The sequence below is a fragment of the Streptomyces sp. SD15 genome, assembly GCF_054462255.1.
On sequence record NZ_JBTLMO010000030.1, the window covers coordinates 84,850 to 110,094 of the forward strand.

The 25,245-nt window shown below is 68.8% G+C and carries 26 protein-coding genes, 1 tRNA gene and 1 pseudogene; 3 read left to right on the plus strand and 25 right to left on the minus strand.

Going from position 1 to position 25,245, the window contains the following annotated elements:
• Positions 1-13: 13 nt before the first annotated feature.
• From rho to ACX28W_RS27205, 7 genes are all read right to left on the minus strand, one after another.
• Positions 14-2,068 (minus strand): transcription termination factor Rho, encoded by a 2,055-nt coding sequence (gene rho / locus ACX28W_RS27175; protein WP_459002130.1) that lies wholly within the window; start codon positions 2,066-2,068, stop codon positions 14-16.
• A gap of 388 nt (positions 2,069-2,456) precedes the next feature.
• Entirely contained in the window at positions 2,457-3,386 is a 930-nt protein-coding gene (thrB, locus tag ACX28W_RS27180) for a homoserine kinase (RefSeq protein WP_459002131.1), read from the minus strand.
• A 390-nt stretch (positions 3,387-3,776) separates the two neighbouring features.
• Entirely contained in the window at positions 3,777-4,835 is a 1,059-nt protein-coding gene (gene thrC, locus ACX28W_RS27185; protein WP_459002133.1) for a threonine synthase, read from the minus strand.
• Positions 4,836-4,841: 6 nt separating this feature from the next.
• A complete protein-coding gene (locus tag ACX28W_RS27190) occupies positions 4,842-6,134 on the minus strand; it encodes a homoserine dehydrogenase (RefSeq protein ID WP_459002134.1) in 1,293 nt (430 codons plus the stop codon).
• A 189-nt stretch (positions 6,135-6,323) separates the two neighbouring features.
• The gene (gene lysA, locus ACX28W_RS27195; RefSeq protein WP_459002136.1) at positions 6,324-7,715 is read right to left on the minus strand and encodes a diaminopimelate decarboxylase; all 1,392 of its coding nucleotides are present in this window, start codon (positions 7,713-7,715) and stop codon (positions 6,324-6,326) included.
• Between the two features lie 17 nt (positions 7,716-7,732).
• Positions 7,733-8,734: an ArgS-related anticodon-binding protein NrtL gene (gene nrtL, locus ACX28W_RS27200; RefSeq protein WP_459002138.1), complete on the minus strand. Its 1,002-nt coding sequence runs from the start codon at positions 8,732-8,734 to the stop codon at positions 7,733-7,735.
• A gap of 191 nt (positions 8,735-8,925) precedes the next feature.
• Entirely contained in the window at positions 8,926-9,429 is a 504-nt protein-coding gene (locus tag ACX28W_RS27205; RefSeq protein ID WP_459002181.1) for a response regulator, read from the minus strand.
• Between the two features lie 221 nt (positions 9,430-9,650).
• On the opposite strand from ACX28W_RS27205, the gene ACX28W_RS27210 reads away from it, so the two are divergent.
• Positions 9,651-9,722: transfer RNA gene (locus ACX28W_RS27210), tRNA-Arg, on the plus strand.
• 1,123 nt (positions 9,723-10,845) lie between these two features.
• On the opposite strand, the gene ACX28W_RS27215 is transcribed toward ACX28W_RS27210, so the two are convergent.
• The 16 genes and pseudogenes from ACX28W_RS27215 to ACX28W_RS27290 form a co-directional block, all read right to left on the minus strand.
• The gene (locus ACX28W_RS27215; RefSeq protein WP_459002140.1) at positions 10,846-11,676 is read right to left on the minus strand and encodes a hypothetical protein; all 831 of its coding nucleotides are present in this window, start codon (positions 11,674-11,676) and stop codon (positions 10,846-10,848) included.
• Between the two features lie 271 nt (positions 11,677-11,947).
• Complete coding sequence (locus ACX28W_RS27220; protein ID WP_459002142.1) at positions 11,948-13,411, minus strand: tyrosine-type recombinase/integrase; 1,464 nt, start codon at positions 13,409-13,411, stop codon at positions 11,948-11,950.
• On the minus strand, positions 13,408-13,602 hold the full coding sequence (locus tag ACX28W_RS27225; RefSeq protein ID WP_459002144.1) for a helix-turn-helix transcriptional regulator: 195 nt from the start codon (positions 13,600-13,602) through the stop codon (positions 13,408-13,410). The genes ACX28W_RS27220 and ACX28W_RS27225 overlap by 4 nt, the downstream gene beginning before the upstream one ends.
• Complete coding sequence (locus ACX28W_RS27230) at positions 13,599-14,756, minus strand: AAA family ATPase (RefSeq protein ID WP_459002145.1); 1,158 nt, start codon at positions 14,754-14,756, stop codon at positions 13,599-13,601. Before ACX28W_RS27230 ends, ACX28W_RS27225 begins: the two co-directional genes overlap by 4 nt.
• The gene (locus ACX28W_RS27235) at positions 14,753-15,652 is read right to left on the minus strand and encodes a bifunctional DNA primase/polymerase (protein WP_459002147.1); all 900 of its coding nucleotides are present in this window, start codon (positions 15,650-15,652) and stop codon (positions 14,753-14,755) included. The genes ACX28W_RS27230 and ACX28W_RS27235 overlap by 4 nt, the downstream gene beginning before the upstream one ends.
• A 90-nt stretch (positions 15,653-15,742) precedes the next feature.
• Positions 15,743-16,207, minus strand: coding sequence for a hypothetical protein (locus tag ACX28W_RS27240; protein WP_459002149.1), 465 nt, complete (start codon positions 16,205-16,207; stop codon positions 15,743-15,745).
• Between the two features lie 13 nt (positions 16,208-16,220).
• The gene (locus tag ACX28W_RS27245) at positions 16,221-16,541 is read right to left on the minus strand and encodes a hypothetical protein (RefSeq protein ID WP_459002151.1); all 321 of its coding nucleotides are present in this window, start codon (positions 16,539-16,541) and stop codon (positions 16,221-16,223) included.
• A 12-nt stretch (positions 16,542-16,553) separates the two neighbouring features.
• Positions 16,554-16,742 (minus strand): hypothetical protein, encoded by a 189-nt coding sequence (locus tag ACX28W_RS27250; RefSeq protein ID WP_459002153.1) that lies wholly within the window; start codon positions 16,740-16,742, stop codon positions 16,554-16,556.
• Positions 16,743-16,777: 35 nt separating this feature from the next.
• Entirely contained in the window at positions 16,778-17,029 is a 252-nt protein-coding gene (locus ACX28W_RS27255) for a hypothetical protein (protein WP_459002155.1), read from the minus strand.
• A 140-nt stretch (positions 17,030-17,169) separates the two neighbouring features.
• On the minus strand, positions 17,170-19,413 hold the full coding sequence (locus tag ACX28W_RS27260; protein WP_459002156.1) for a P-loop NTPase family protein: 2,244 nt from the start codon (positions 19,411-19,413) through the stop codon (positions 17,170-17,172).
• Between the two features lie 79 nt (positions 19,414-19,492).
• A complete protein-coding gene (locus ACX28W_RS27265) occupies positions 19,493-19,876 on the minus strand; it encodes an RRQRL motif-containing zinc-binding protein (protein WP_459002157.1) in 384 nt (127 codons plus the stop codon).
• Positions 19,876-20,067, minus strand: coding sequence for a hypothetical protein (locus tag ACX28W_RS27270; RefSeq protein WP_459002184.1), 192 nt, complete (start codon positions 20,065-20,067; stop codon positions 19,876-19,878). Before ACX28W_RS27270 ends, ACX28W_RS27265 begins: the two co-directional genes overlap by 1 nt.
• Entirely contained in the window at positions 20,055-20,372 is a 318-nt protein-coding gene (locus tag ACX28W_RS27275) for a hypothetical protein (protein WP_459002186.1), read from the minus strand. The genes ACX28W_RS27270 and ACX28W_RS27275 overlap by 13 nt, the downstream gene beginning before the upstream one ends.
• A gap of 190 nt (positions 20,373-20,562) precedes the next feature.
• A pseudogene (locus ACX28W_RS27280) lies at positions 20,563-20,982 on the minus strand (DNA cytosine methyltransferase); the annotation flags it as partial.
• The gene (locus ACX28W_RS27285) at positions 20,979-21,959 is read right to left on the minus strand and encodes a DUF2637 domain-containing protein (RefSeq protein WP_459002159.1); all 981 of its coding nucleotides are present in this window, start codon (positions 21,957-21,959) and stop codon (positions 20,979-20,981) included. The pseudogene ACX28W_RS27280 and the gene ACX28W_RS27285, both read right to left, overlap by 4 nt.
• Positions 21,956-22,255, minus strand: coding sequence for a hypothetical protein (locus ACX28W_RS27290; protein WP_459002160.1), 300 nt, complete (start codon positions 22,253-22,255; stop codon positions 21,956-21,958). Before ACX28W_RS27290 ends, ACX28W_RS27285 begins: the two co-directional genes overlap by 4 nt.
• Positions 22,256-22,590: 335 nt before the next feature.
• Between ACX28W_RS27290 and ACX28W_RS27295 the strand changes: the two genes are divergently transcribed.
• Together ACX28W_RS27295 and ACX28W_RS27300 are read left to right on the plus strand one after the other, a co-directional pair.
• Positions 22,591-23,358 carry a helix-turn-helix domain-containing protein gene (locus ACX28W_RS27295; RefSeq protein WP_459002161.1) on the plus strand — a complete coding sequence of 256 codons (768 nt, stop codon included), beginning with the start codon at positions 22,591-22,593 and terminating at the stop codon, positions 23,356-23,358.
• Positions 23,358-23,831: an NUDIX domain-containing protein gene (locus ACX28W_RS27300; protein ID WP_459002163.1), complete on the plus strand. Its 474-nt coding sequence runs from the start codon at positions 23,358-23,360 to the stop codon at positions 23,829-23,831. Before ACX28W_RS27295 ends, ACX28W_RS27300 begins: the two co-directional genes overlap by 1 nt.
• Here ACX28W_RS27300 and ACX28W_RS27305 read toward each other — a convergent pair.
• Together ACX28W_RS27305 and ACX28W_RS27310 are read right to left on the minus strand one after the other, a co-directional pair.
• Entirely contained in the window at positions 23,819-24,388 is a 570-nt protein-coding gene (locus ACX28W_RS27305) for an HD domain-containing protein (protein WP_459002165.1), read from the minus strand. The two genes, ACX28W_RS27300 and ACX28W_RS27305, sit on opposite strands and share 13 nt — an antisense overlap.
• Positions 24,389-24,399: 11 nt before the next feature.
• A complete protein-coding gene (locus tag ACX28W_RS27310; RefSeq protein ID WP_459002166.1) occupies positions 24,400-24,846 on the minus strand; it encodes a GntR family transcriptional regulator in 447 nt (148 codons plus the stop codon).
• Positions 24,847-25,245 lie beyond the last annotated feature (399 nt).

Here is a 25,245-nt window from a genome sequence, read left to right on the forward strand (position 1 = left end):
GATCCTGCTGACGTCAGTCGTTGCCGTTGCCCGGCGACGGCGTCGTCTTCTGGATCTGCAGCAGGAACTCGCCGTTCGACTTCGTCTGCTTCATCTTGTCGAGCAGCAGCTCGATCGCCTGCTGCTGGTCGAGCGCGTGCAGCACGCGACGCAGCTTCCAGGTGACGGCGAGCTCGTCGCTGCCGAGCAGGAGCTCTTCCTTACGGGTACCGGACGCGTCGACGTCCACCGCCGGGAAGACGCGCTTGTCGGCGAGCTTCCGGTCGAGCTTGAGCTCCATGTTGCCGGTGCCCTTGAACTCCTCGAAGATCACCTCGTCCATGCGGGACCCGGTGTCGACGAGCGCGGTCGCGAGGATGGTCAGCGAACCGCCGTCCTCGATGTTGCGGGCCGCACCGAAGAAGCGCTTCGGGGGGTAGAGGGCCGTCGAGTCGACACCACCGGACAGGATGCGGCCGGAGGCCGGGGCGGCGAGGTTGTACGCACGGCCCAGACGCGTGATCGAGTCGAGCAGGACGACGACGTCGTGGCCCAGCTCCACCAGGCGCTTGGCGCGCTCGATGGCGAGCTCGGCGACCGTGGTGTGGTCCTCGGCCGGGCGGTCGAAGGTCGAGGAGATGACCTCGCCCTTGACCGACCGCTGCATGTCGGTGACCTCTTCCGGACGCTCGTCGACCAGGACGACCATCAGGTGGCACTCGGGGTTGTTGTGCGTGATCGCGTTGGCGACCGCCTGCATGATCATGGTCTTGCCGGTCTTCGGCGGGGCCACGATCAGACCGCGCTGGCCCTTACCGATCGGCGACACGAGGTCGATGATGCGGGTGGTCAGCACGCCCGGGTCGGTCTCCAGACGGAGCCGGTCCTGCGGGTACAGCGGCGTCAGCTTGTTGAACTCCGGTCGCCCGCGGCCGGATTCGGGCGCCATGCCGTTCTGGGAGTCCAGGCGCACGAGCGCGTTGAACTTCTCGCGGCGCTCGCCCTCCTTCGGCTGCCGGACCGCGCCGGTGACGTGGTCACCCTTGCGCAGACCGTTCTTGCGGACCTGGGCGAGGGAGACGTACACGTCGTTCGGACCCGGCAGGTAGCCGGACGTACGGATGAACGCGTAGTTGTCGAGGATGTCGAGGATGCCCGCGACGGGGATCAGGACGTCGTCGTCCGCGACCTGCGGCTCGTTGGGCCCGAAGTCCTCGCGGCCACGACGGCCACGGCGATCCCGGTAGCGCCCGCGACGCCCGCGACGGCCGTCGCCGAAGTCATCGTCGTCCTGCGGGCCGTTGTCGCGCTGCTGACGGTCCTGGCGATCCTGACGGCCGCCACCCTGCTGCTGCCGGTCCTGGCGCTCCTGGCGCTCCTGGCGCTGCTGACCGGCGCCGCCGCCCTGGCCCTGACCCTGCTGCTCGTCGCCCTTGCCACCCCGGCGGTCGCGGTCACGGCCGCCACGGTCACGGTCGGCGCGGTCACGGCGGTCACGGCGGCCCTGACGGCCCTCGGCGCTGTCACCGTCGGCCTTGGCCTCCACGGAGACCTCGACCTTCGGCTCGCTCTTCGCCTCGGCGGTGACCGTCTCGGGGCTGCCCGCCTCGGCCACGGCGCGGCGACGGCGACGCTCGCCCACAGGGGCGTCGTCGCTGGCCGGCTGGCCGGGAATCTCGATCTGCTGCTGGGCCACGGGGGCCACGGCCTTGTCCGCTGCCTTTCCGGCCTTGCTCTCGGCCGCGGCGGCCTCCTCGCCCGTACGGGCCTTGGAGGTGGCGCGGCGCCTCGGCTTGGCCTCGGCGGCGTCCCCGGCGGGCGAGGATGCGGCGCTCTTCGCCGAGGTTCCTCCCCCGGCCTGCGCCTCCTTGATGACCTCGATCAGCTGGCTCTTGCGCATCCGCGCGGTGCCCCTGATACCGAGGCCGGACGCGACCTGCTGCAGCTCGGCCAGCACCATGCCCTCGAGGCCGGTACCGCGGCGCCGCCGGGAGCCGGCACCGGAGGCAGGCGCGGCAGAGGCGTCCGTGGCGGGCGCGGCAGCGGTCTCCTCGACACGTGCGCCCATCAGATCGGTGGTGTCGCTCACGAAGGGTCCTTCCCTGGAGCGGACGTCGGCCTGTCTGGCTCGGCGACCGGTTGTGCTGTCCGGCTTTGGTCCTTGCTGTGTGGACCGTGCCGGGGCGGTGGTCCGCCAAAGCGGCGGAAGACATATCTGGTGATGACGATTCCGGATCCGTGGCACTGAATTGCGGTGTCATCGGCACGGTCACGCCGGTTCCGGAGCGTGCTCAACACTGCTCGGCGCATAGCACCCAATGCACGGCACAAAGCAGTTTGGGAGGCTCCCGGAAGAATGGTTGTCCCGGACGGGGACGTGAAGCACCTCGCCGTGGTGGGGTCGGGTGCAGACTTGAGGTTAACACTACCGGATCCAACAAACATTCCCCCTCTCGAAATCCGGCAACCGCGCGCCTTTACTGGACACCGACCGGGGCGAGCGGCAACAGGCTCGCCCCTTGGGCATCGAGGTCCAGTCGATTGGCGGCCCAGCCCTGACCTGCGAGGTGGGCGACTTTGTCGGCCGACTCGTGGTCGGCCAGCGCGAGGACCGTGGGGCCCGCGCCGGAGATCACCGCGGGGATGCCGTCGGCCCGCAGCCGCTCCACCAGCGCCGCGCTCTCCGGCATCGCCGGGGCGCGGTACTCCTGGTGCAGCCGGTCCTCGGTGGCGGGCAGCAGCAGCTCGGGGCGGCGGCTCAGGGCCTCCACGAGCAGTGCGGCACGGCCCGCGTTGGCGGCGGCGTCGACATGCGGAACGGTGCGTGGCAGCAGACCGCGCGCGGTCTCGGTGAGGACCGGCTTTCCCGGTACGAAAACCACCGGAACGATGGAATCGGCGGGATCCATCCTGATCGCGCGCGCGGCACCGGCCTCCATCCAGGAAAGCGTGAAGCCGCCGAGCAGACAGGCCGCGACATTGTCGGGGTGTCCCTCGATCTCGGTGGCGAGCTCGAGCAGCGCGGTGTCGTCGAGTTTACTGTCGCCGCCTATCGTCACGGCACGCGCGGCGACGATGCCGGCGCAGATCGCGGCCGAGGACGAGCCGAGGCCCCGCCCGTGCGGGATGCGGTTGGCGCAGACGATCTCGAGGCCGCGCGGCTGTCCGCCCAGCAGATCGAAGGCGGTGCGCAGGGAGCGTACGAGGAGATGACTCTCGTCGCGCGGGAGGGTCTCGCTGCCCTCACCTGCGATGTCGATGTGCAGCCCGGAGTCGGCCACCCGGACGACCACGTCGTCGTACAGCCCCAGTGACAGGCCGAAGGCGTCGAAGCCCGGCCCGAGATTGGCGCTGGTGGCGGGGACGCGCACCCGGACGGCGGCGGCACGGAACGCTGGACCGGCCATCGCTCGATGACTCTCCTTGAGCTGCGTGATTGTCGAAGACATTCGATAGGTACGTGGAGACCCTCTGGCCGCAATGACGGCGCGGCACCGTGCCGTATGCGGAGGCATATGCGGCAGGCGGGTTAGGTACAGCCTATCGAAGGAAGGTTCTGTGGCGACATAGGGCGCACAGGAGGCGCACGATGCGTGTCGTAAGCCCCCTGTGCACCCCCCATCGGGTTGCGGTAGGGGTGGCCCTGACTACGGCCTTTCCCGGGCCGCGTTGGACGGGTTGGACGGGTTCGCGTCTGTCGCCTGACAGGTTGCGTCTGGCGGGTTCGCGCCTGACAGATTACGTCCGGCAGGTTCGCGCCCGACGGGTTGCCTCTGGCGGGTTTGTGTCAGGCGGCTTTACGCCAGTCCGAGCCGCTCCGCCGCCGTGACCGCGTCCACCGGAACGGTGACCGGCTGCGGGGCGCCGGCGACGGCCCAGTCCGGATCCTTGAGCCCGTTTCCAGTGACCGTGCAGACGATCCTCTGGCCGGGGTCGACCTTGCCCTGCTCGGCGGCCTTCAGCAGACCGGCGACGGACGCGGCGGACGCGGGTTCGACGAAGACGCCCTCCTGCGCGGCCAACAGCCGGTAGGCGCGCAGGATTTCACGGTCCGTCACCTCGTCGATGAGGCCGCCGGACTCGTCCCGCGCGGCCAGCGCGAACTTCCACGAGGCCGGGTTGCCGATGCGGATCGCGGTGGCGATGGTCGAGGGGTCCTTGACGACCTCGCCGCGCACGATGGGCGCGGAACCGGCGGCCTGGAAGCCCCACATGCGCGGGGTCTGCCGGGCAATGCCGTCGGCGGCGTACTCCTGATAGCCCTTCCAGTACGCGGTGATGTTGCCCGCGTTGCCCACCGGCAGGACGTGGATGTCGGGTGCGTCGCCGAGCATGTCCACGATCTCGAACGCGGCGGTCTTCTGGCCCTCGATGCGCACCGGGTTGACCGAATTGACCAGCGCCACCGGGTAGTTGTCCGACAGCGAGCGCGCCAGCGTCAGACAGTCGTCGAAGTTGCCGTCGACCTGGAGGATCTTCGCGCCGTGCACGAGGGCCTGACCCATCTTGCCGATCGCGATCTTGCCCTGCGGCACGAGAACGGCACAGACCATCCCGGCGCGTACGGCATAAGCCGCGGCGCTCGCGGACGTATTGCCGGTGGAGGCGCAGATGACGGCTTTCGCGCCCTCCTCCTTGGCCTTCGAGATGGCCATGGTCATACCGCGGTCCTTGAAGGACCCGGTCGGGTTCGCGCCCTCCACCTTGAGGTGGACCTCGCAGCCCGTGCGCTCGGAGAGCACCTGCGCGGGCACGAGCGGCGTACCGCCCTCACGGAGCGTCACGACCGGCGTACTGTCGGACACCGGAAGCCGGTCCCGGTACTCCTCGATGATTCCGCGCCACTGGTGGGTCATTGCTGGTTACTCTCCTTCAACCCGCATGATGCTGGCGACACCCCGCACGGTGTCGAGGCTGCGCAGCGCCTCCACGGTCCCGTTCAGGGACGCGTCGGACGCTCGATGGGTGACGACGACGAGAGAGGCCTCGCCGGCCTTGCCCTGCTGTCGAACCGTATCGATCGACACGCCGTGCTCGGCGAAGACGGTGGCCACCTGGGCGAGAACACCCGGTTTGTCGGCCACGTCGAGGCTGATGTGGTAACGCGTGACGACCTCGCCCATGGGCGAGACGGGCAGCTGGGTGTATGCGGAGTCGCCGGGGCCGGTCGCACCGCTGAGCTTGTTGCGGCAGACGGCGACGAGGTCGCCGAGCACGGCGGACGCGGTGGGGGCGCCGCCGGCGCCCGGACCGTAGAACATGAGCTGCCCGGCGGCATCCGATTCGACGAACACGGCGTTGTACGCGCCGCGCACGGAGGCGAGCGGGTGGGTCAGCGGAATCATCGCGGGATGCACACGCGCGGTCACCGACCCCCCGTCGGCGGCCCGCTCGCAGATGGCGAGCAGCTTGATGGTGCAGCCCATCTCCTTCGCCGAGGCGAAGTCGGCGGCGGTGACCTCGGCCATGCCCTCGCGGTACACGTCGTCGAGCCGCACGCGCGTGTGGAAGGCGATTCCGGCGAGGATCGCGGCCTTGGCGGCGGCGTCGAAGCCTTCGACGTCGGCGGTCGGGTCGGCCTCGGCGTACCCGAGCGCGGTGGCCTCGTCGAGGGCTTCCTGGTAGCCCGCCCCCGTGGAGTCCATCTTGTCGAGGATGAAGTTCGTGGTGCCGTTGACGATGCCCATCACGCGGTTGATCTTGTCGCCGGCGAGGGACTCGCGCAGCGGCCGGATGAGCGGGATGGCACCGGCGACGGCCGCCTCGTAGTAGAGGTCCTCGCCGTGCTCCTCGGCGGCGGCGTGCAGCGCCGCGCCGTCCTGGGCCAGCAGCGCCTTGTTGGCGGAGACGACGGAGGCGCCGTGCTCGAAGGCGGTGGTGATGAGGGAGCGGGCGGGCTCGATACCGCCGATGACCTCGACGACGACGTCGATGTCCCCGCGTTTGACGAGCGCCGTGGCGTCGGTGGTGACGAGGTCGGGGTCGATACCCTCACGGACCTTGGAGGGGCGGCGGACGGCGACTCCGGCCAGCTCCACCGGGGCGCCGATCCTGGCCGCGAGGTCGGCGGCGTGCGTCGTCATGATGCGCGCCACCTCTGAGCCGACTACCCCACAGCCCAGCAGCGCCACCTTCAGCGGACGCGTACGCATCATCCGACCTCGTTTCCTCGTACCGTCTACGGTTGGACCAGTCTCACTCACCGGACCGGACTTTCTATCCTTTGTCCGGATCGTGAGACGCTTATTTCATTTTTCGAGTGGGTGAATACAGGAGATCTTCCACCCGGGTCACCGGGTCACCTGTGTCATCCGTTTGTGTCATCCGCTGTGCCATCCACCCCGTCACCCGACGTCGAGGCGCAGGAGGTCCTCCGCCGTCTCTCGACGGACGATCACCCGGGCCTCGCCGTCGTTCACGGCGACGACCGGCGGCCGCAGCGCGTGGTTGTAGTTGCTGGCCATGGACCGGCAGTACGCACCGGTGGCCGGCACGGCGATGAGGTCACCGGGCGCCAGATCGGCGGGCAGGAACGCATCCCGCACCACGATGTCCCCGCTCTCGCAGTGCTTGCCGACGACGCGGACGAGCATGGGCTCGGCGTCGGAGGAGCGCGACACGAGGGCGACGCTGTACTCGGCGTCGTACAGAGCGGTCCGGATGTTGTCGGACATGCCCCCGTCCACGGAGACGTACGTCCGCAGCCCGTCGAGGGGCTTGATGGTGCCGACCTCGTAGAGCGTGAAGGCGGTCGGCCCGACGATGGCGCGCCCGGGTTCGACGGAGATACGAGGCGTCCGCAACTTGGCGGCCTCGCACTCCCGCGTCACGATCTCGCTCAGCGCCTTGGCGATCTCGTGCGGCTCGCGCGGGTCGTCCTCGCTGGTGTAGGCGATGCCGAGGCCGCCGCCGAGGTCGATCTCGGGCAGCTCGACACCGTGCTCGTCCCGGACGGCGGCGAGGAGCGACACGACCCGGCGGGCGGCGACCTCGAACCCGGCCATGTCGAAGATCTGGGACCCGATGTGCGAGTGAATCCCCACCAGTTCGAGCCCGTCGAGGGAGAGCGCGCGGCGCACGGCTTCCGCGGCCTGCCCATCGGCCAGCGCGATCCCGAACTTCTGGTCCTCGTGCGCGGTGGCGATGAACTCGTGCGTGTGCGCCTCCACGCCCACGGTCACCCGGATCTGCACGCGCTGCCGCTTGCCGAGCGACCGGGCGATGTGCGCGACCCGCACGATCTCCTGGAACGAGTCGAGGACGATGCGCCCGACACCGACCTCTACGGCGATGGTGATCTCTTCGGTGGACTTGTTGTTGCCGTGGAAGGCGATCCGGTCGGCGGGCATACCGGCGGAGAGGGCGGTGGCGAGCTCCCCACCGGAGCACACATCGAGGTTGAGCCCCTCCTCGTGCAGCCACCGCACGATGGCGCGGGAGAGAAACGCCTTGCCGGCGTAGAAGACATCGGCGTCGTGCCCGAAGGCGGTACGCCAGGCACGCGCGCGGGCCCGGAAGTCGGCCTCGTCGACGAAGTAGGCGGGGGTGCCGAACTCCTCGGCGAGCGTGGTCACATCAATGCCACCGACACTGACCGCGCCACTGTCCGTACGGGTGACGGTGTGCGCCCAGACCTTCGGGTCGAGGGCGTTGAGGTCGGCGGGCGGGGCGGAGTAGTGGCCCTCGGGCAGGACATCGGCGTGACGAGGCCCGGCGGGGTGTGCGGAACGGCTCATTCTTCTCTCACAGATAGTCACAGATGGTCGGGTGCGCTGATGCCGAGCAGGGACAGGCCACCGGCCAGCACCGTCCCGGCGGCTTCGGCGAGCGCGAGCCGGGCGCGGTGGGCGGCCGAGGGTTTCTCGTCGCCGAGCGGCAGCACGGTGTGCTGAAAGGCGAGCAGGGCGTCGGCGGTACTGACGAGGTGCCGGGCGAGACGATCGGGCGCACGGTGGGTCGCGGCGACGCTCAGGGCATGGGGGTGGTCGGCGAGGGCGCCGAGGAGGTGGTCGGCGTGGGGTACGTCACCGGGAGCGCCGGGGATGCCTTCGGCATGGCGTACGTCGCCGGGGGCGCCGGTGTAGCCGAGCGCGGCGGCGTTGCGGGTGAGGGCCCGGGTGCGGGCGTGGGCGTACCGGACGCGGAAGAGAGGGTTGCTCTCGCGCTGGACGAGGTGGTCCGCCGTGATCCGGGGCCGATCATGGCCGGCCGGGTGGAGCAGGGCCCAGCGGGCGGCGTCGGGGCCGAGCGGGGTGGGGTCCTCGGACGCCGGCACGGGCCGCAGATTCACCGGCTCGGCGTGCCGCACCTCGGCGCGGCCGCCCTGGGTGGCGACGATCCGTACGACCGCGTCGGCGACGACCTCCGCGCGGACGTCGTACGGGATCCGGAGCGGGACGGTCTTCCCGGCGAGGGCGTCCCCGTGGCCGTAGGAACCGCGCAGGATCTCCCGTACGAGGGAGGCGCCGGCCGCGTCCGCGAGCCGAATGTTGAGAAACCCCGGGCCGGTGATCGCCACGTCGGTGACACCGTCCGTACCGGCGAGATGGGGCCGCAGGATCTCGGCCACCTGCCGGGGCGGCCGTCCGGCCGAGCGCGCGATCTGCAACGCGATGTTCGTCGCGTAGTCCCCGCACCCGCCCGGCCCCGGCGGCGTCACCACCGCCCGCACCGGCACGACCACGCTCAGCTCCCCCTCGTCCACAGCACGACGCACCGCGCGCAGCACGGTACGGGAGAGCTCGACGGGGGTCACGGGACAAGCGTAGGGGAGGAGGGGGGTGGGTAGGCGACTCGGTTTTGCCGGGGTCCGGGATGTGGACGAGGGTTCCAGGGGGGGCGGCAGCCGAGACACCCCGCCCTCACAGACGGCCGTACCCCACGGCCGCAACGACTCCACAAGGCCGCACGACTGTCACTCCGTCGACTAGGACTACGGCTACGACCTCAGTGCCCGGCACGCCCAGCACGCTCGGCCTCGTCCACCCCGAACCCGTCCGCACCGAACCCTTCCGTGGCGAAGCCCTCCGCACGAAAGGCACCTTCGAACGACAAGCCCGCATCGCCTCCGCCTCCGCCCCCGACACCCTCACTCCCCCGCCGCTCCATCAACTCCCTTACGAGCCGCACGAGTTCCGAAGGCTCGAAAGGCTTGGCAAGGAAGGCGTCGACACCCACATCGAGCCCGCTCTCGACCTCGTACTGAGTGCAGGCACTGACGATGGCGAGGGGAAGATTCCGGGTCCGTGGATCGGCACGCAGCCGGGCGGCGGTCCGCAGCCCGTCGAGCCGAGGCATGACCACATCCAGGGTCACCACATCGGGTCGCACGTGATGCACGACGTCCAGGCATTCGGCACCGTCGGCCGCGGTCACGACCTCGATGCCCTCCAGCTCGAGGTTGACCCTGATCAGTTGCCGGATGACCTTGTTGTCGTCCACAACAAGCACCCGCCCGGACGCGCCTGGCACAACTCGAGAGTAGGTCCGTCCCCACCGCCGCGTCCGGGTTTTCCCCACTTCCACCCCCATACGGGGCCCCCACCCCTCCCCCACGGACGACCCGCCTCCCCCTCCTCAGGACACCGCCCCTCCCCACGTAAACCCATGCCAGTCACCCCCGAAAGAGCTGGTAGGGTTCTACCCGTCGCCGCACACACCGCGGCCGACACGCCCCCGTAGCTCAGGGGATAGAGCAACGGCCTCCGGAGCCGTGTGCGCAGGTTCGAATCCTGCCGGGGGCACTCGCCACACAGCCAGCAAGAATCATGCGCTGAGCTGGGCGGATGCCTAGATGAGAGAGCGGGAGTCAGTCTCACTGACTCCCGCTCTTTCTCGTTGTCTCTCAGTGTTCGCGACACACCTCCGACACACCCGTCAGGCGTCAAGCGCTGCGACGTGCGGCGTCTGCCAAGGTGAGGACCATCTGGTGGAAGAGGGAATGCTGGCCCTGATCGCCGGAGGCTGTGGGGCTGATCGGGCTTTGGCCACGACCGCCGGCACAGTGTGGGGCGCCTGGCGGAAGCTGTGAGTTCCCGAAGGGCACCGTTCCGTCTCTCGACAGTGCCGAAGACCGTCTCCTTCGTCACCGCGTCCACAAGATCTTCAACTGGGAGAAACCCACCGAACTCTTCACGTACCTCGTCGCAACTCGGCTGACCACTTTCTGCAACCTTCACTGGAATTCACCCTGACACAAAGTCCCCGTCAGCAAGCTGACGGGGACTCGGGAACGATCGAAGATAGGCAGTCCCGCAGAGATGCGGCTCGCACTCGCCGAAGCCTCAGGGGCAAGACACATCGACCGTGTTACTCCACGCAACCCCCGTCAAATCGTGTGGATCTCGTCGACCGTCCGTGGCCGAAATATGCAACCCTAGTCCCGATATGCAGGGAATGCTCTGTCGCATATGGAAATCTCCGTTAGCTTCAGAGCTCTTCGTGAAGGTCCGCTGCGCAAGGGCGTCGTCAACAACCCTGACCGTCACTGTGACGTTCGGCTTGAATTGAGTACCGTCGATCTTAAAGACGGCTGAGGCGCCTGAACCATCAGTCCCCACCGTGATATGCGGCAGGGGTTGCGGCGAAGGCGTCCCCCCGGTAGGAGGGGGAATTACGACGTGCAGGCTGTCGAGCAGTTGAATGAACGAGCGCATGGAGATAGGCGCTGTACGGTCAAGCCTACGTGCCAGCATGCGCACGTTTCCATCTGGGCGGTACTGCGGCAGAACACCCCTGTCGCGCGCGCTGTGGATGGCAGTTCGAAGTTTAGGCATGATGATCTCGCCTTTCGCGACCAGGTTTAGTGGGGCCACACTATTCGCTCAGTCTGAATCGGGTGCGGCCCCAGCTGAAGTTCTTGCTGGATCACGCGAGGCCGACGAGGGTAAGGACTAGGCCAGTGCCAACGTCCAGCGGGGTCAAAGCCTTGCCCAGCACTGCACCAAATGCAGCGTCACGGTCGTTCGCGACCATCGCATGTCCCTGAGTCGAAGACGTAGTAAGCATGTCTCCGACGCGGATGGCCTTGAAGGACGCATCTGCTCGGCACCAGACCTTGCCCGTGATGGCGACAGCCGGTCGGAGGAGAGGGTCCTGCCCCGCGTGTTGGTGACGATCGAGAACCAGCGCTGGGGTGCGGTCACCCGCACCTGCGACAGCGCCCGCAACGCCGCCGTCGTAGGCGCGACTGCACGGCGCCAGCGCACCGTTGCTGTCGAGTACGACGACTGTGCCCGGACACACGTCACTCGGGTCAGCCACTTGCTGGGCAATGTCGAACTCTTCGGCTACGTCCCCGCCGGTGAGGACCAAGTCGCCGGTGACGATTACGTCTCCGTCAAATTGGCCAGCCGGATTCCCTTGACCGTAGATTCCAGGACCTTTGTTGGTGAGGCTATACCCCGCTACCCCGGCAGCTCCCTGGGCTCGCGCGTGCCCCTTTACGCCAAAGGCTCCGTCCTTGCCGTCTCCCCAGATCGCCGCAGGGCCATTTGCAGCACCACTGGACTCTCCATAAACGCCTACCCAGGTCTTGCTGACTCCGGCAACCCCGGTACCGAGGGCTTGCCCCAGCACTCCATGGCCGCCAGTCGTGCTTTGACTCTCGCCAAATACTCCCACCCAGGTACTGCTTTTACCCCAGACGGCCGTACCGTCATCAGAACTGACGACGGGGTCTTCGTTGTAAGTCGGCATGGCAGCTCTCTCCCTTTGGCGGAATAGACAGAAATTCCCGCAACACCATCCCGGTTTCCCTTGTCGGTGGAGTCGCAAGGATTCAGGAAATCACGGTTGGGGAGAGCCGGGTTGGTCACAATGTAACGGCTTCCCTGGAAGGGCCTAAGACTCCCTCATCTTCTCCAGGATGCGCCTACGACTCGTGGCGAGCAACTCGGTCAACTCTGAGGACACTGAGTGTCCAACTCGCTCTAGGAGATATGTAGTTAATTACGTGGCAGGCGGATGCTTAGGCCACGTCGCCCTCTTCTTCCAGAACCTTTGTGATCTTCGCGTTGGCTGCTTCCTCGTGGCCGTCGATACAGCCGTGGTACCGGCGGTGGATTACCTCCGGCGAGTTGCCGACCCGCCGGGCCACCTCAGCGATGGGCACCCCAGCGTTCAGCCACCGCGTGATGCACGCGTGCCGCAGGTCGTACGGGCGCCCGGCCAACGGCGAGTCGATGCGCTCCGGCGGTAGGGCGTACTCCCGCGCTTCCTCCCATACCCGCCAGTAGGTGGACGAGCCGACCACTCCCCCGCGCTCGTTGCCGAACACGCGTCCCTCCTTGGCCGTCCCGAACTCTTTCAGGTGGGCCCGGAGGATCGCGACCAGGACGGTCGGGATGGGGACCGGCCGGTCGGTGGACGCCTCCCGCGCCTTCAGTCCCCGGCGGTCGTGCCGCTCCCCGGAGTCCGTCCACTGCTTGCCGGAGACAGGACGCGTCTCCCGGAGCGTCAGCGTGCCCCAGCCCTTCTCTGGCAGGTGGCTGTCCGACAGCCGTAGCCCGACCGCCTCAGCAGGCCGGAGCCCCGCGTAGTACAGGACCGCGTAGAAGGCCACCAGGCGCCGCCCACGGCAGCGATCCCACGACCCGACGTAGGAGACGGCGGTGAGCAACTGCCGGGCCTGTACGGCGTTCACCAGGACGCGCGGGTCCACCACGTCATTGGATCCCACGCGCTTCCGGCGGGTCCGCTGGAGTGGGTTCTCCGGGAGTTCCCCCACGCTCACAGCGTGTTCGAGAGCGGCATTCAGGGCCCGTCGGCGCCGCTTGTACGTGTCGCCCGCGGCCGGGGTGCCATCCAGCTTGTAGCTGACGCGGTAGAGCACGTTCTCGAACACATCGGCGTCGGCCAGGTCGCCCAACGGCCGGTCGGCCGTCGTGACCCACTCGTACGCAGCCTTGAGTTCGGCCGGCGGGTCCTCCCCCTCGTTCGCGGGCACGATCCCCCACCGGAAGGCCAACCGCAGGGACCCATCCTCGGGAGTGTCATCCCCGCGCTTGACCATGGCGAGCGTCACGGCCGCAAGGCCGTCCGCCATGCCCTCGCGGGTCTTGGCTGCGCTCGTACGCCACCGCCCGGCCACGTACTTCCGGCAGAACTCGAACCACCGCAACGGCGGTTCGGCGTCAGCTGCTTCGGCAGCTTCGGCCGCCGCACGCACCTCGGACTCAGGCAGCCCCGATTCGATCTCGAACGCTTCACCGCGCCGGTTCATGGCCTGCCACAGCTCGGACCGTCGGCTCTCCGCGAGAGCAAACGTGGTGAACGTGTCGCCGTACACCTGCCCTGCGACCACCCACCGGAGGCGCCACGGGCGGGACTTGCGCCCGGTCTTGGACACCTTCCACAGCTTGACGTCGAAGGAGTAGCCCGGCCGGGCGGACCCGCGAGGGCGCCCGGCAGGGGTGTCGTTTTCGGTGCTCACGCAGCGTCCTCCCGCTCCGCAAGCCAACGCTCGTACTCAGACCGCCGGATCCGCACGTCACCGTTCGGGAGCTTGATCGAGCGGGGCCCCTTCCCGAGCTGGCGCCACCGGTAGAAGGTCGACGGGGCAACCTTCAGATCATCGATGACCTCCTTGACGGTCATCTTGTCGTCCGCTGCACGGGCGCTCATGTCACCATCCCTTCGGCTTCGTCCGCACCGGACAGGCAGGACAGCTCCAATTCCGACTGTCCGGGGTGTTCGTGCTGGTCAGATGGGGTAACCAGACAGCCGGACAGCTCGGACACCTCTTGGCCGCTCTGTGTCCGGGTCTCGGTGTCCGGGTAGTACCGGCCGCTGGCGTCCTTGCTGAGCTGTCCGGCGTCGGCCATGCGGTTGCACGTGCGGCGGATCGTGTCGATGTCGACCTGCGGCAGCTCTCCCGCCATGTCCTTCGGCCTCGCGCCGGGGTGGGCGCGGACGTAGCGCAGGATCGTGGCGCGGGTGTCGCTGACGGTGTGGTCGGAGACCGGGCCGTCCAACAGGTGCCAGGCTCCGGAGGCCGGTTGGAAGCTGAGGGCGTACTCGGCTTCGTCCACGTCACGACCGGTGACGTGAAGGATGCCGTCCGCCTGTCCGCGGGCCCGCTTCAGTACGAGCGTGGCGTCCGCGGCTCCGGCGATGCCGTTGGTGCCAGAGACCTCGGCGAGAAAGTCCTCGGAGCCTGCCTTGCGGACGTGGTGCACGAGGACGACAGCCACGCCGTAGTGGTCGGCGAGCCGCTTGGCGTAGCCGACGGACACATAGTCCGCGTCGTACGCCGACACTCCTTGCGGCGCCTGCCCCCGCATCTTCGCGAACACGTCAATGACGACCATGCGCGCGTCGGGGTTGCGCTCCAACCACTGGGCGATGGCTTCGGTGCCGCCCTGGGGGAAGGGCGGGCACTCTGTCACGAGGGTGAGCCCGGCGGGCGCCTTCTGTCCGCCCAAGAGCTTGCCCATGCGGGTCTGGAGACGGCGCGGGGTGTCTTCCAAGGCGAGGTAGAGCACCGGGCCGCCCTGAACGGGCACGGAGTCAAACGCCTTGCCCCCGGCCGCGACCGACAGGCCCAGTCCGAGGGACAGCCAGGACTTGCCGACCTTGGGCGGTCCGGCGAGCAGGCTGACGCCCTCGGCGAGGATGCCGGGCACGGCCCACTTCGGCTCGGGGAAGTGGGCGGCCATGAGCTGATCGGCCGTCCATGCGGTCCGCGGGCGCTCCCGCTTCGGCGCCGCCACCGGGGCCGTCTCGGGGTCGCTGGGCACGGAGTACAGGTGCAGGGGCGGGATGGGGTTGGCGGTCATGCGGCGACCGTCCGGGGACGTCGTGCTCCGGCCCTGAGCCCGGAAGCGATGGTGCGCCGTGCCTCGCGCTCGCCCTGGCCGACTTGGAGCGCGGCGGTCAACAGCCAGCCGGTCACGTCGGTCTCACTCAGCTCTCCCCCGGCAACGAGCTGTCCCAGGGCGACCGAGGCGATGTACAGCGCGTCGTTGTGCTGGTGCGGTCCGGAGCCGGTGACTCGCTCCACTTCCCCGTTGACGGCGGAGCGCAGGAAGGCGGTGCGCCGTCCGCGACCGGCGACGGCGACCGTGATGGGCTTCTGCGGGGGCAGCGGGGCCGGGCGCAGCAGTTCGGCGAGCCAGCCCGGCAAGGGCGCCACGGGCGCGTTGTGGGCGACCGCGTAGGGGCGTTGACCGAATGTGCTGCCCGCGCCGACCACGAGCCCACCGACGGCGCGGGTATCGACCTTCCAGCCCAGCCCGCGGGCGCTGTCCCCGGCGGTGTTGCGCAACACCTCGCCCTCGGGCGTGGCGAAGTACAGGTGGGTGCCGCCGCTCCAAGTGCGCACCGTGTACGTGTCGGCGGGGAAGAGCTGGCCGTGACGCTCGCAGAGCACGGCGAGCACATCGGCGCCGTCCGTGACGCCATGCTGGACCCAATCCGCCGGCGGGGTGTCGGCGGGGTGCTTGGGCCGGTCCAGGTCGATGACGACCAGGCCCGAAGGGCCGGTGGCGATGCCGACGTTGTACGCGGCGCATGCCCAGCCTCGGGTGATGCGCTCGCGATCGGTGGTGGCGTGCTGCTCCCAATCGGCGATCGCGGGCCGCTTGTCGGCGGGAACGAGGGGGAAGACGTGCCAGCCGCGCGACGCTGCATCAAGCGCTGCGGCGAGCTGGGCGGAACCGTCCAGGTGAGGCATGCTGGGGGTCCTCCTGTTCTGTCTACGGATGGGCAGGGAGAACCGCGGCGGCGGGCGACCTTGCTGGGGAGTCCCGCCGCCGCGGCGTTGCTACTGGTTCTTGGCCCAACGGCCGTACTGCTGACGGACGTAGTGGCGCGGGTCGCAGATGACGGCCGCGTCGTCCAGGTCCATCAGGCGCCGGGCCGCTTCGGTGGCCACCTCGGCCGCGTCGCCCGGGAACCCGTCGTCTTCGTCTTTGAGGGCGATGCGGTCCAGGACTGCCGCTTTGCGGAGCCAGAAGTCACGCGGCAGCTCGCTGCCGAACGGCTTGTTGGCGGCTTGCTCGGCGGTCCATCCGATCTCGCGGATGATGCTCGGGGCGAGCGCGTACGCCTCTTCCGGGGCGGGCCACGGCTCCGGCTCGGCGTGGTGGTCGGCGGTGACGTACAGGCGGGCGCGCTGTCCGTCGCGGGTGGGGTACTGGCGCACGGTTTCGGTGGCGAAAGACTCAGACAGGGCCGTGCTGACGCGGTCGCTGTCGGCCGGGTCGCAGATGACGCGGATCTCGAACATGGCTTCCTCCGGGCTACTTGGTGGTGGGGCGGGCCAGGCGCAGGGTGATCCCGCCGATGCCGATGGGTCCGGCGGCTCCGGCGACCAGTGCGGCGGTGCGCACGGCGAACTCGAACAGGGCCAGGGCAGCGGCGACCAGGCCCATGACTCCGGCTGCTCCGGCCAGTCCGATGGCGAGGTAATACAGGTGGTCGCGCCGGTTGGTGCGCGGCGGCGTGGCGGCCTGAACGATGACGATGGGCTGTCCGGTCGCCTCGGCACGGCGGTAGATCTCGGCGGGGATGTGCGGGGCGAGTAACCCCACGGTGGCGTCCGGGGGACGGTTGCGGTTCACGGCGGTACTCCTCTACAGGTCAGGGATGGCGTTGATGACGGCTGCGGTGAGTTCGTTGATGGGTCCGGCGGCGCCGGTGGAGGCGAGGAAGAAGCCGAACCCGGCGGCGATGAACGCGGCGCCGTAGCCAACGGACTTGGAGCGCAGCAGGAAGAACAGGACGAGTCCGAAGAGCAGGACCAGGGAGACGGTCACGGCCATGGGCGGAACCTTCTTCGAGTCGTGCGGCGGGGTGGTCAGTGGGTGCCTTCGCGGTAGATCCGCTGAGCGCGGTTGAAGAGCCAGCGGCCGACGCGTATGCGCTTGCCGGTGGCCTTGCAGCGGCGGCAGCTCTTGCCGCGCTTGGGCCGTCCCTTGCGGTCGGTGGTCGTGGCGAAACCGAAGCCGTTGCACTTGCGGCAGGTGCCGAACGGGCTGCCTGCACACACAGTCGCGTAACCGAGCGTGACGATGATCAGGCAGGCGGCAGTAAGGAGAGCAGGGGTCATCGGGGGCCCTTTCTCGGGGTTTTCGGGGTTTGCGCAGGTGGGGTGCTATCCGCTAGATCGCAGATCAGGTGCGGTTTGGGGTGCTAACGGGGGTGCTACCGGTAGCAGGCGAGCCCGCTACCGGTAGCGACCCCGTGGGGCTAGGCGACGCCCCGGTTTTCGTCACGTTCCGCAATGGCCTTGGTGAGGTCGGCGCGGACGATGCCGCGGCGCGTGGTGCGCGCGCCGTCGTCCGTTGTCCCGGCCACGCCGGTGGTCTTGATGCCGTGCGGCTTGAGCGCGCTGGTGACGTTCTCGCCCTTCCAGCCGCCGTAGACCTCCGGCCGCAATTCCGCGAGCCGAGCAGCGATTCGCTCATTCCACACCCGCTCCTCCGAGGCGGGCACGACCGCGGTGACGTCCGCAAGCAGGTCGTACGACGGCCCCGACGTGCTCTCCGCGTCCTCCCCGAGCGCGTGCCCGGACAGCGTGCCCTCGGCCTTGCGCAGCGCGAGCGCGCGCTGAGCGATGGCGTGGGTGGCGTTGTCGTCCAGGTAGGCGGTGCGCACCACGACCGGCAGCGCCGTCGCGCCAGCGAGGTAGCCGTTACCGGCGTCGATCTCCGGGCGGAACGAGGTGGCGCGCACGCCGTTCTTGTACGCCGAGGTGCCCAGGATCATGTCGTTCTCGACCTGGCCCGCGACCTTGAGGGCGAAGCGGATGGAGACGTTGCCGCTGATCCCGGTGGGCAGCGAGTCCTTGTCCGGTCGCTGCGTGGCCAGAACCAGGATTACGCCCAGGGCGCGACCGAGCTTGATGATGAACTCGGCGTCGTCACCTGCCTGTTTGCCGTACTTGGGGTGGGCGAAGAGGTTCTGGCACTCGTCGAAGACGCCGACCAGGGGCCACAGCTTCAGCGAGCGCTTGTCGGCGATGGCGCGGGTGATGCGCTTGTCCGGGCACAGGTCCCGCGGCAGCTTCTTGATCACGCCTGCGCGGCGCATGACTTCCTCCCGCAGCAGCTTGAGGGAGTCGGCTGCGTACTTGATCGAGTCGTCGTCGATGCCGGAGACGAACCGGTGCGAGACGCATTCGAGGGAGTCCAGGTCGCCGGTGCCCTTGTTCTCGTGCAGCCACAGTTCCACCGACGGATCCATGGCCGCACCGCAGGCGAGCACTCGCACGGAAGCGGTCTTGCCCTGGCCGGGCAGAGAGCCGACCAGGATGTTGTGCTGGATCATCGGCACCGACTGGGCACGGCCGCGCGGGTCGATGCCGAACGGCACACGCTTGAAGATGTCGTGCCGACGGGCGTTCACGAGCGGCCACTTGACGATGCCGGTCTTGGACAGGTCCCGGTCACCCACCCACAGGACGAGCCGTCCCTCGTGCTCGTTGGGGTCGGCGTCCGGCCACACGCAGCCCAGCGGGCGCCGCAGACCGGAGGCGAGCCGGGCGCGCCGGTCGGCCACATCCGCCACGGTCACCCCGAGGGGCAAGTCGATGTCCGCGCGCCAGCCCGGACCCTCGCGGGTGATGGGGGCGACGAACCTGATGCCGTCCTGGCCCTTGGCGACCGCGGACGCGATCTGGCCGATGCCGATGGACGCCATGGCCTTGACCACGATGTCGCTGGTCAGCTTCTGCACCTCGGTCTTGATGACCGCGCGGGTGGCCAGCGGCGCATCCGCCGGCGCTCCGAGCCAGCCGAGGGCCAGCATGGTGACCGCGGCGGCGATGACCTGCGTGCGCAGCTCCGCGCCGAAGACCAGGAACAGGCCCATGGCCAGGGTGAACAGTCCCGCGAGCACGGTGAGGAGCATCCGAAGGCGTACCCGGCGGTCGCGCTGACGGGAGAGCTTCAGGTACAGCTCGGAGTTCTCGCGGCGCGCCTCGGCCTGCCGCAGCGGCTCGCCCTCGGCATCCACGGCCCAGCGCCCCACCCTGGTGAGGGTGTTGGCCAGACCGCGCGGGGAGCGCCAGATGAGCTTGGGCACGTACAGGAACGGCACCCGCACCGCGTGGAAGGCGATGGTGTGCCAGGCGTGCCCCGCCAGCCACTTCATCGCGTCCTTGAACTCGGTACCCGACTTCATCCACGCCGGGATGACGTCCAGCCGCTTGGAGTCGCGAATGCGGTCGATCAGACCGGGGCCCGACTGAGTCGGCGCCGGGCGGTCGACCAGAGTCGGGCCGGAGTTGGCCGACTCCCCCGTCTCCGAGTCGGCCAACTCGGTCGGCTCAGAGTCAGCGGACGCGTCGGGCGACGGGTTGGGGGTGCCGTCGGCCGATTCGGCACGGGCCGACCGGACCTTGTCCAGGTCGACCACGTCGCCCTTGGAGGCGGAGGCCATCTCGGCTTCCAGCCGGTTGAACAGTTCGTGGTCGTCGTCGGGGTGTTTCACTGAGGGTTCCTTCCAAACGGGGAGGTTGGCGGGCCCGGCCGACGCTGTGAGAGGTGGGCGGTCGGGCCCGTCGCGGTTGTCACGCGGCGCGCTGTTCCTCGGTGGCAATGCACAGGCCGCAGATCCCGTACGAGCGCGGGATGCAGTAGCCGACATCGATCAGGCAGCGGGGGCAGGTACGCCGCGCGAGCATCGCCAGGGCGAGCGCACCCCACTTGCGCGACGTCATCGGCCGGACCGGCATGGCGTGGTCGACGCCGTACAAGTAGGCGACCCGCACGCCCCCGGCCCGCCGATTGACGCGCATCACCTGCGCCGCGATCGGCTGACCTCCCGGACGCAACCCACGCGTGCGGAGCTGCCGGCGGGTGGCCAGGCCGTCGGGGGCCAGGCGCCACGGATAGGTGGGGATGCCGTGCAGGGCGCCGGTCGGGTCGTAGCACTTGCCGAACGCTGCGGGCATCAGGCCACCGCCGCTTCCGGCAGCCCGTCGGGCAGTGCCAGGGCGCAGAGCGCGGCCACCGCCTGCTGTGGCACCACGCCGTTGCCCAGTGCCTTGAGCTGAGCGGAGCGGGACAGCCCCGGCACGGCGGTGACGTGACCATCGGGCAGGCCCATGAGCCATTCGACGAACGGCGGGTTCAGTCGTCCCACAGCGTCAACTGGCCCGGGAGCGGGGCGTCCGAGGACGCTTTCCCAGCGGGCGACGGCGGGACCGTACTCGCCCCAAGCAACGTGCTCACCGCGTGCAGGGACGGCCGTAGCGTCGCCCCCGGCGTCGGTGACTGATTGCCCGGCCACGTGGCCGCGGCCGGTGTCGGCAGCAGGCTGGCCACCTCCGCCGCCAGGCATTTGCCGTGCGTCCCGGCTTCCTGCGAGGGGGTGCGTTTGGTCTGCCGGTTCTCGTTCTCCGACGCGCGGGGGGTGGGCAGCAGCGAGACGACGTGCCGCAGGTTCATCCCGCCCTGTGCCGCGTGTCCCGGACCGGTGTTCTCCGAGGTCGACGGTGTCGGCAGCAGGCTGACAGCGGTCGGGAGCTGTCCGCGCTGCCCGCCCCCGCGCCAGTCCCGCGCTGCCGGGGTCGGCAGGCCACGCGAGGATGAAGAGCCGGTTGCGCTGATGAGCCGCGCCGACGTCGGACGCCCGTACACACACCCAGCGCGCATCGAACCCGAGGGCGGCAAGGTCACCGAGGACGGTGTCGAAGCCAAGGGAAAGGTGCCCTGCGACGTTTTCAAAGACCGCGAAGCGGGGTCGAAGAACGCCAAGGGCGGCGGCGATGTGGGGCCAGATGTGCCGGGCATCTGCGGTTCCCTTCCGGCGGCCGGCGGTGCTGAACGGCTGGCACGGGTAGCCCCCGCAGACCACATCGACCGGCGCCACGCGAGTGAAGTCGACGGCGGTGATGTCCCCGAGGTTGGGCACGTGCGGGTAGTGGTGGGCCAGGATCCGGGACGCGCCGGGGTCGTTGTCCGCGACCCACGCGAGCGAGCCGCCGAACACCTGCTGTACGGCGATGTCCAGACCGGCGTATCCGGTGCACACCGAACCGATCCGCAGCCCGCTCATGCCGCCGCTCCGTCCTCGTCAACCGGGTGCAGACGGCGCCCCTCGCCCCGCTCGCTCAGCAACAGGTCACGCAGCACACGGGAGTTGGCAGCCGAGCAGTGCACCACGTTGCGGATCGCTTCCGCGTTGATCGCGTCGTCCGCCCACTCGGCAGTGGCCTTCCGCGCCTCGGCCAGCAGCTCCGCGGGGGTCCGCGGCGCCTTGGCGGTCTTGCCCTTGGCCTTGCCAGGCGTGGTGCGCTTGCGCGGCGGCTTGGGCGCCTCCTGCTTCGACGGCTCCGGGCCCTGCGGCGGCACGGGCGGGACTTCCTCGCCCGCCGGGGCCAGCTCCCCCAGTTTCAGCAGCACGCGTTCCGGGCGCGGCGTCTTGGAGCGCCACCGCCGCCCGTGCCGCTCGCGCAGCCGGGCGCGGGCCAACTGCCGCTCACGCTCTCGCTTCAGTGCCTCGGAGTACGACGTGATCTCCCAGAGCGTCATCCGCCGCCACAGGGCGAACGTCGACAGCGGGGCGAGCATCCAGCGGGAGAACCGCACCTTCTCCATCCGCCGGCCGGTCGCGGCGCCGATCCGCACGGCGTAGACGTGGGCGCCGATCTCGGAGAACACCACCCACAGCAGGGGCATCGTGCCGTGCGCGACCTTCGCCCACAGGGAGTGCCCAGCGGCGACGTTCAGCCCGCACGTGACCAGCGTCAGCGCCCAGGGCACGAACCGCACCCACGCCAAAGCCATGTCCATCCGGATCAGCAGCAGGTTGGCCACGGTGAACACCGGAATGGCCACGTCGATACCGACCGGCAGCATCCACGGCGCGCCGAAGCCCCACCGGGCGGCGGCAGAGGAGACCGCGTCGAACGAGGCGATCAGCCCCAGGGCGCCGACCCCGGCCGCGGCCAGCGCGCCCAGTCCGGCAAGGCCCATCTCCGGCTTCGTCAGCGGCGGCACCGTCGGCCGTGCCGTTTCGGTTGCGGTCGTCATGCCGCTGCTCCCTTCCGGGAGGACCGGCGGCGCCTGGTCGGGCGCGCCAGCGGGACGACGTTGAACAGCTCCGGGGCGTGCGCCTCGATCACCTCGGCGGCGATGCGGGCCACGTCGTCCGGCAGGTTGCTGTACTCGGGGTCGGCGAGGATGTCACGCGCCGCGTCCAGGCGGGCCGCGCGCTCTTCATCCGTCTCGCCCTCGACCCCGAGCCACAGCTCAACCGGCGTGCCAAGGGCGAGTTCCACGAAGTCCTCAGCCGAGACGGCCTGTTGATGGCCGATGTACATGCGCATGGACGTTCTCCTGAGTCGATGGGGCAGGGAGATGTCCGACGGCGGGCGACCTTGCTGGGGAGTCCCGCAGGTCGGACACGTGCACGGTCAAGGCGGTACGGAGTCCGGAGCCCCCGGCACCTCGAGGAACATGTATTACGTGTTCCTCATCTTGCAGAGATGGGTTGGCTCCGTCAAGCCCTTCGGCTGTTTGAGTGCTGCGAGCCCCTTGCGCTCGATGTACCTACAGACTGGCGTCGGCATCGGCGACGCTCGACTTCGTACCTGTACGACTTGGGTCGTTCTTCGCTAGCGTGAAGTCGTACCAAGTCGTCCCGAGTGGTGGGAGGTTGGACGTGGCAAACGAGCGACTGCGCGGCGCGATAGTGGACTTGGGCCTGACACTCGATGAGGTCGCCGAACGACTCGGGGTCGCGGCCAAGACGGTCGAGCGATGGATCAACGAACCTGAGCGCAAGCCATATCGCCGCTTCCAGCTCGCAACAGCATCGCTGTTGCGGTGCGAGGTGTCCTATCTGTGGCCGGACGAGCGCACGTCAGCTGAGGTCGCGGCCGCCGGCAACGCGGAGTTGGTCAGGCTCTATCCACACCGGTCCGTCGTAATGCAAACCCTCTGGACGAACCTCTACTCCAAGGCGACCCGTCAGTTTGACCTGTTGGTGTACTCCGGGTTCTGGCTCACGGAAGACGCGTCGTTACACCGCATCGTGAAAGAGAAGTCAGCCGACGGAGTGCCCATCCGCTTCATCCTGGGAGAGCCCACGTCGCCTGCCGTGGCGGTGCGCGGCGAGGACGAAGGGATCGGCCCGGCGATGGCAGGCAAGATCCGGAACGCCCTCATCAACTACGGCCCGCTCTTCGGCCTCCCCGGCGTGGAGTTCCGGTTGCACGGTACGACCCTCTACAACTCCATCTACCGGGCCGATGACGAGATGCTGGCAAACGGGCACCTCTACGGCGTCGGCGCCTACATGGCCCCCGTGCTGCACCTGCGGCGCGTGCCCGGCGGTGAACTCTTCGACGCCTACGCTGAGAGCGTTGAGAAGGTCTGGGAATTGGCCCGCCCGATCTCTTCACCTGCCGATTGGGAAGGCACTGCCTGATGAGCCGCATCGACTACTTCCGCGACCCGAACGCTCCTCAGGCCAACTCGGTGGTGCCCTCGGTCACCGCGATCGTCCGAGACGACGCGGGGCGGTTGCTGCTCATCCACAAGACGGACAACGATCTGTGGGCACTGCCCGGCGGTGGCCACGACATCGGCGAGCGCATCGGTGACACGGTCGTCCGTGAGGTCGCGGAAGAAACCGGCATTGACGTTGAGATAGACAGCATCGTGGGGCTCTACACCGACCCTGAGCACGTATTGGCCTACGACGATGGAGAGGTCCGGCAACAGTTCTCCATCTGCTTCCGAGCACACCCCGTCGGCGGTTCCTTGCGCACGAGTAGCGAGTCGAAGGAGGTCCGCTGGGTTGACCCAGCGGACCTTGACGGACTGGATATTCACCCGTCGATGATGCTGCGCATCCGGCACGGACTCGATAAATCGCGACGAGAGCCCTACATCGGCTGAGCTTCGGTGGAGACCTGCGCCAACCGTCCCTCGACACGCTTCGCCGCTCCGTGGATCTCGGGGGCCGCACGCTGAATGAACCGCCCGACGATCGTGTCCGGACCGTACCGCTGCACGATCTCGTCCAGCCGCTCGGCCGGCGTGGTCTGCGTCCCGTCGGGCGTCGTCGTCATGTCGCAGTACAGCAGGGCATCGACCAGGTCCGGACGCTCTAGCTCGAACTCCCCCTCTAGCTCCTGCCTCAGCCCGCGCTCCTCGGCTTCCAGCAGGGCGCAAGAGTGGTGAGCCACGAGACGAACGACCCGCTCGTCTGCCTTTTCCTGGTCTCGGAGGAACCGCGCCCCGTCCAACGGGTGAAAGCCGGTGTGGGCGATGCTCGGCGAGTACCCGATGTCATGCAGCACCGCGGCGGCTTCCAGCAACTCAGCATCGCCACCCATGACCGGGCCCAAAAAGCGAGCTCGCTTGGCAACCCCTAGCGAGTGCGCCCACCTACGCGGGAGCGGATCGGACAGCAGCGATTCGGCGAGCGAGTACGCCCACTCAGTCAGTCCCATGGCGGCCAAGACTACGGCCGGACGGTGGAGGTCGGGAGAGCGCGTACGGTTCGCCCCTTGCCATGAACGGTGGCGAGCAGGCCGTTTCCTTCCATCTGGGCAAGCACACGGCGCACGGCAGTGCGGGAGGCACCGAACCGCTCGCAGAGTCTCGCCTCGGACGGGTATGTGTCACCCAGTGAGAGTGAGTCCTCTGTGATCACATCGGCCATCCGCTCTGCGAGAGACCGACGGTCACCGCCCCGAACGACGCGCCACCCGATCCCGGGAGCGGACTCAACAAGACCGTCGGCTTCAAGAACCTTCAGAGCACGGCGGATTGTGTTGCGCGAGACGCCGTGCGCCTGCATGAACTCAGCTTCTGACGGCAGGGCGTCGACGCCCTCTCCCTCTTCGATCTCGCTTCGCAACGCCTCCGCAACGACCAGGTAGGTTCCACGCGGACTGGCCTCAGGCACTTCGGCTCCTCTCTCCATCACTCGCTGCCAAGGGTGCCACGCGGGACACAGCACGTCATCGGACAGGCCGTGTCCTACCTGTCCGGCCGTCCGGATAAGGCTCTCACCTGCACAAACAGGCCGGACAGATCAAAATGCAGGTGTCCGGGCTGTCCGGTTACCGACCGACTGCACCACCCGGGGAGCCCAGGCGAAGACGACCTCTCATTGGACGCACGAGCCGAGGGCGACCTCCGGTGCGCGACAGCGCGTCTTCGGGAGGACAGCGCCGCACACGGTGCTTGGCCGGCACTGCGTCCATTGATCCCGGCACCTACGGCTTACTGATCGTTTCAGAATGAGGTTCGGAGTCGTCTCAAGCAGATGATGCTGCAGGCGAGTTGGAGTAGGCCGAGGTGG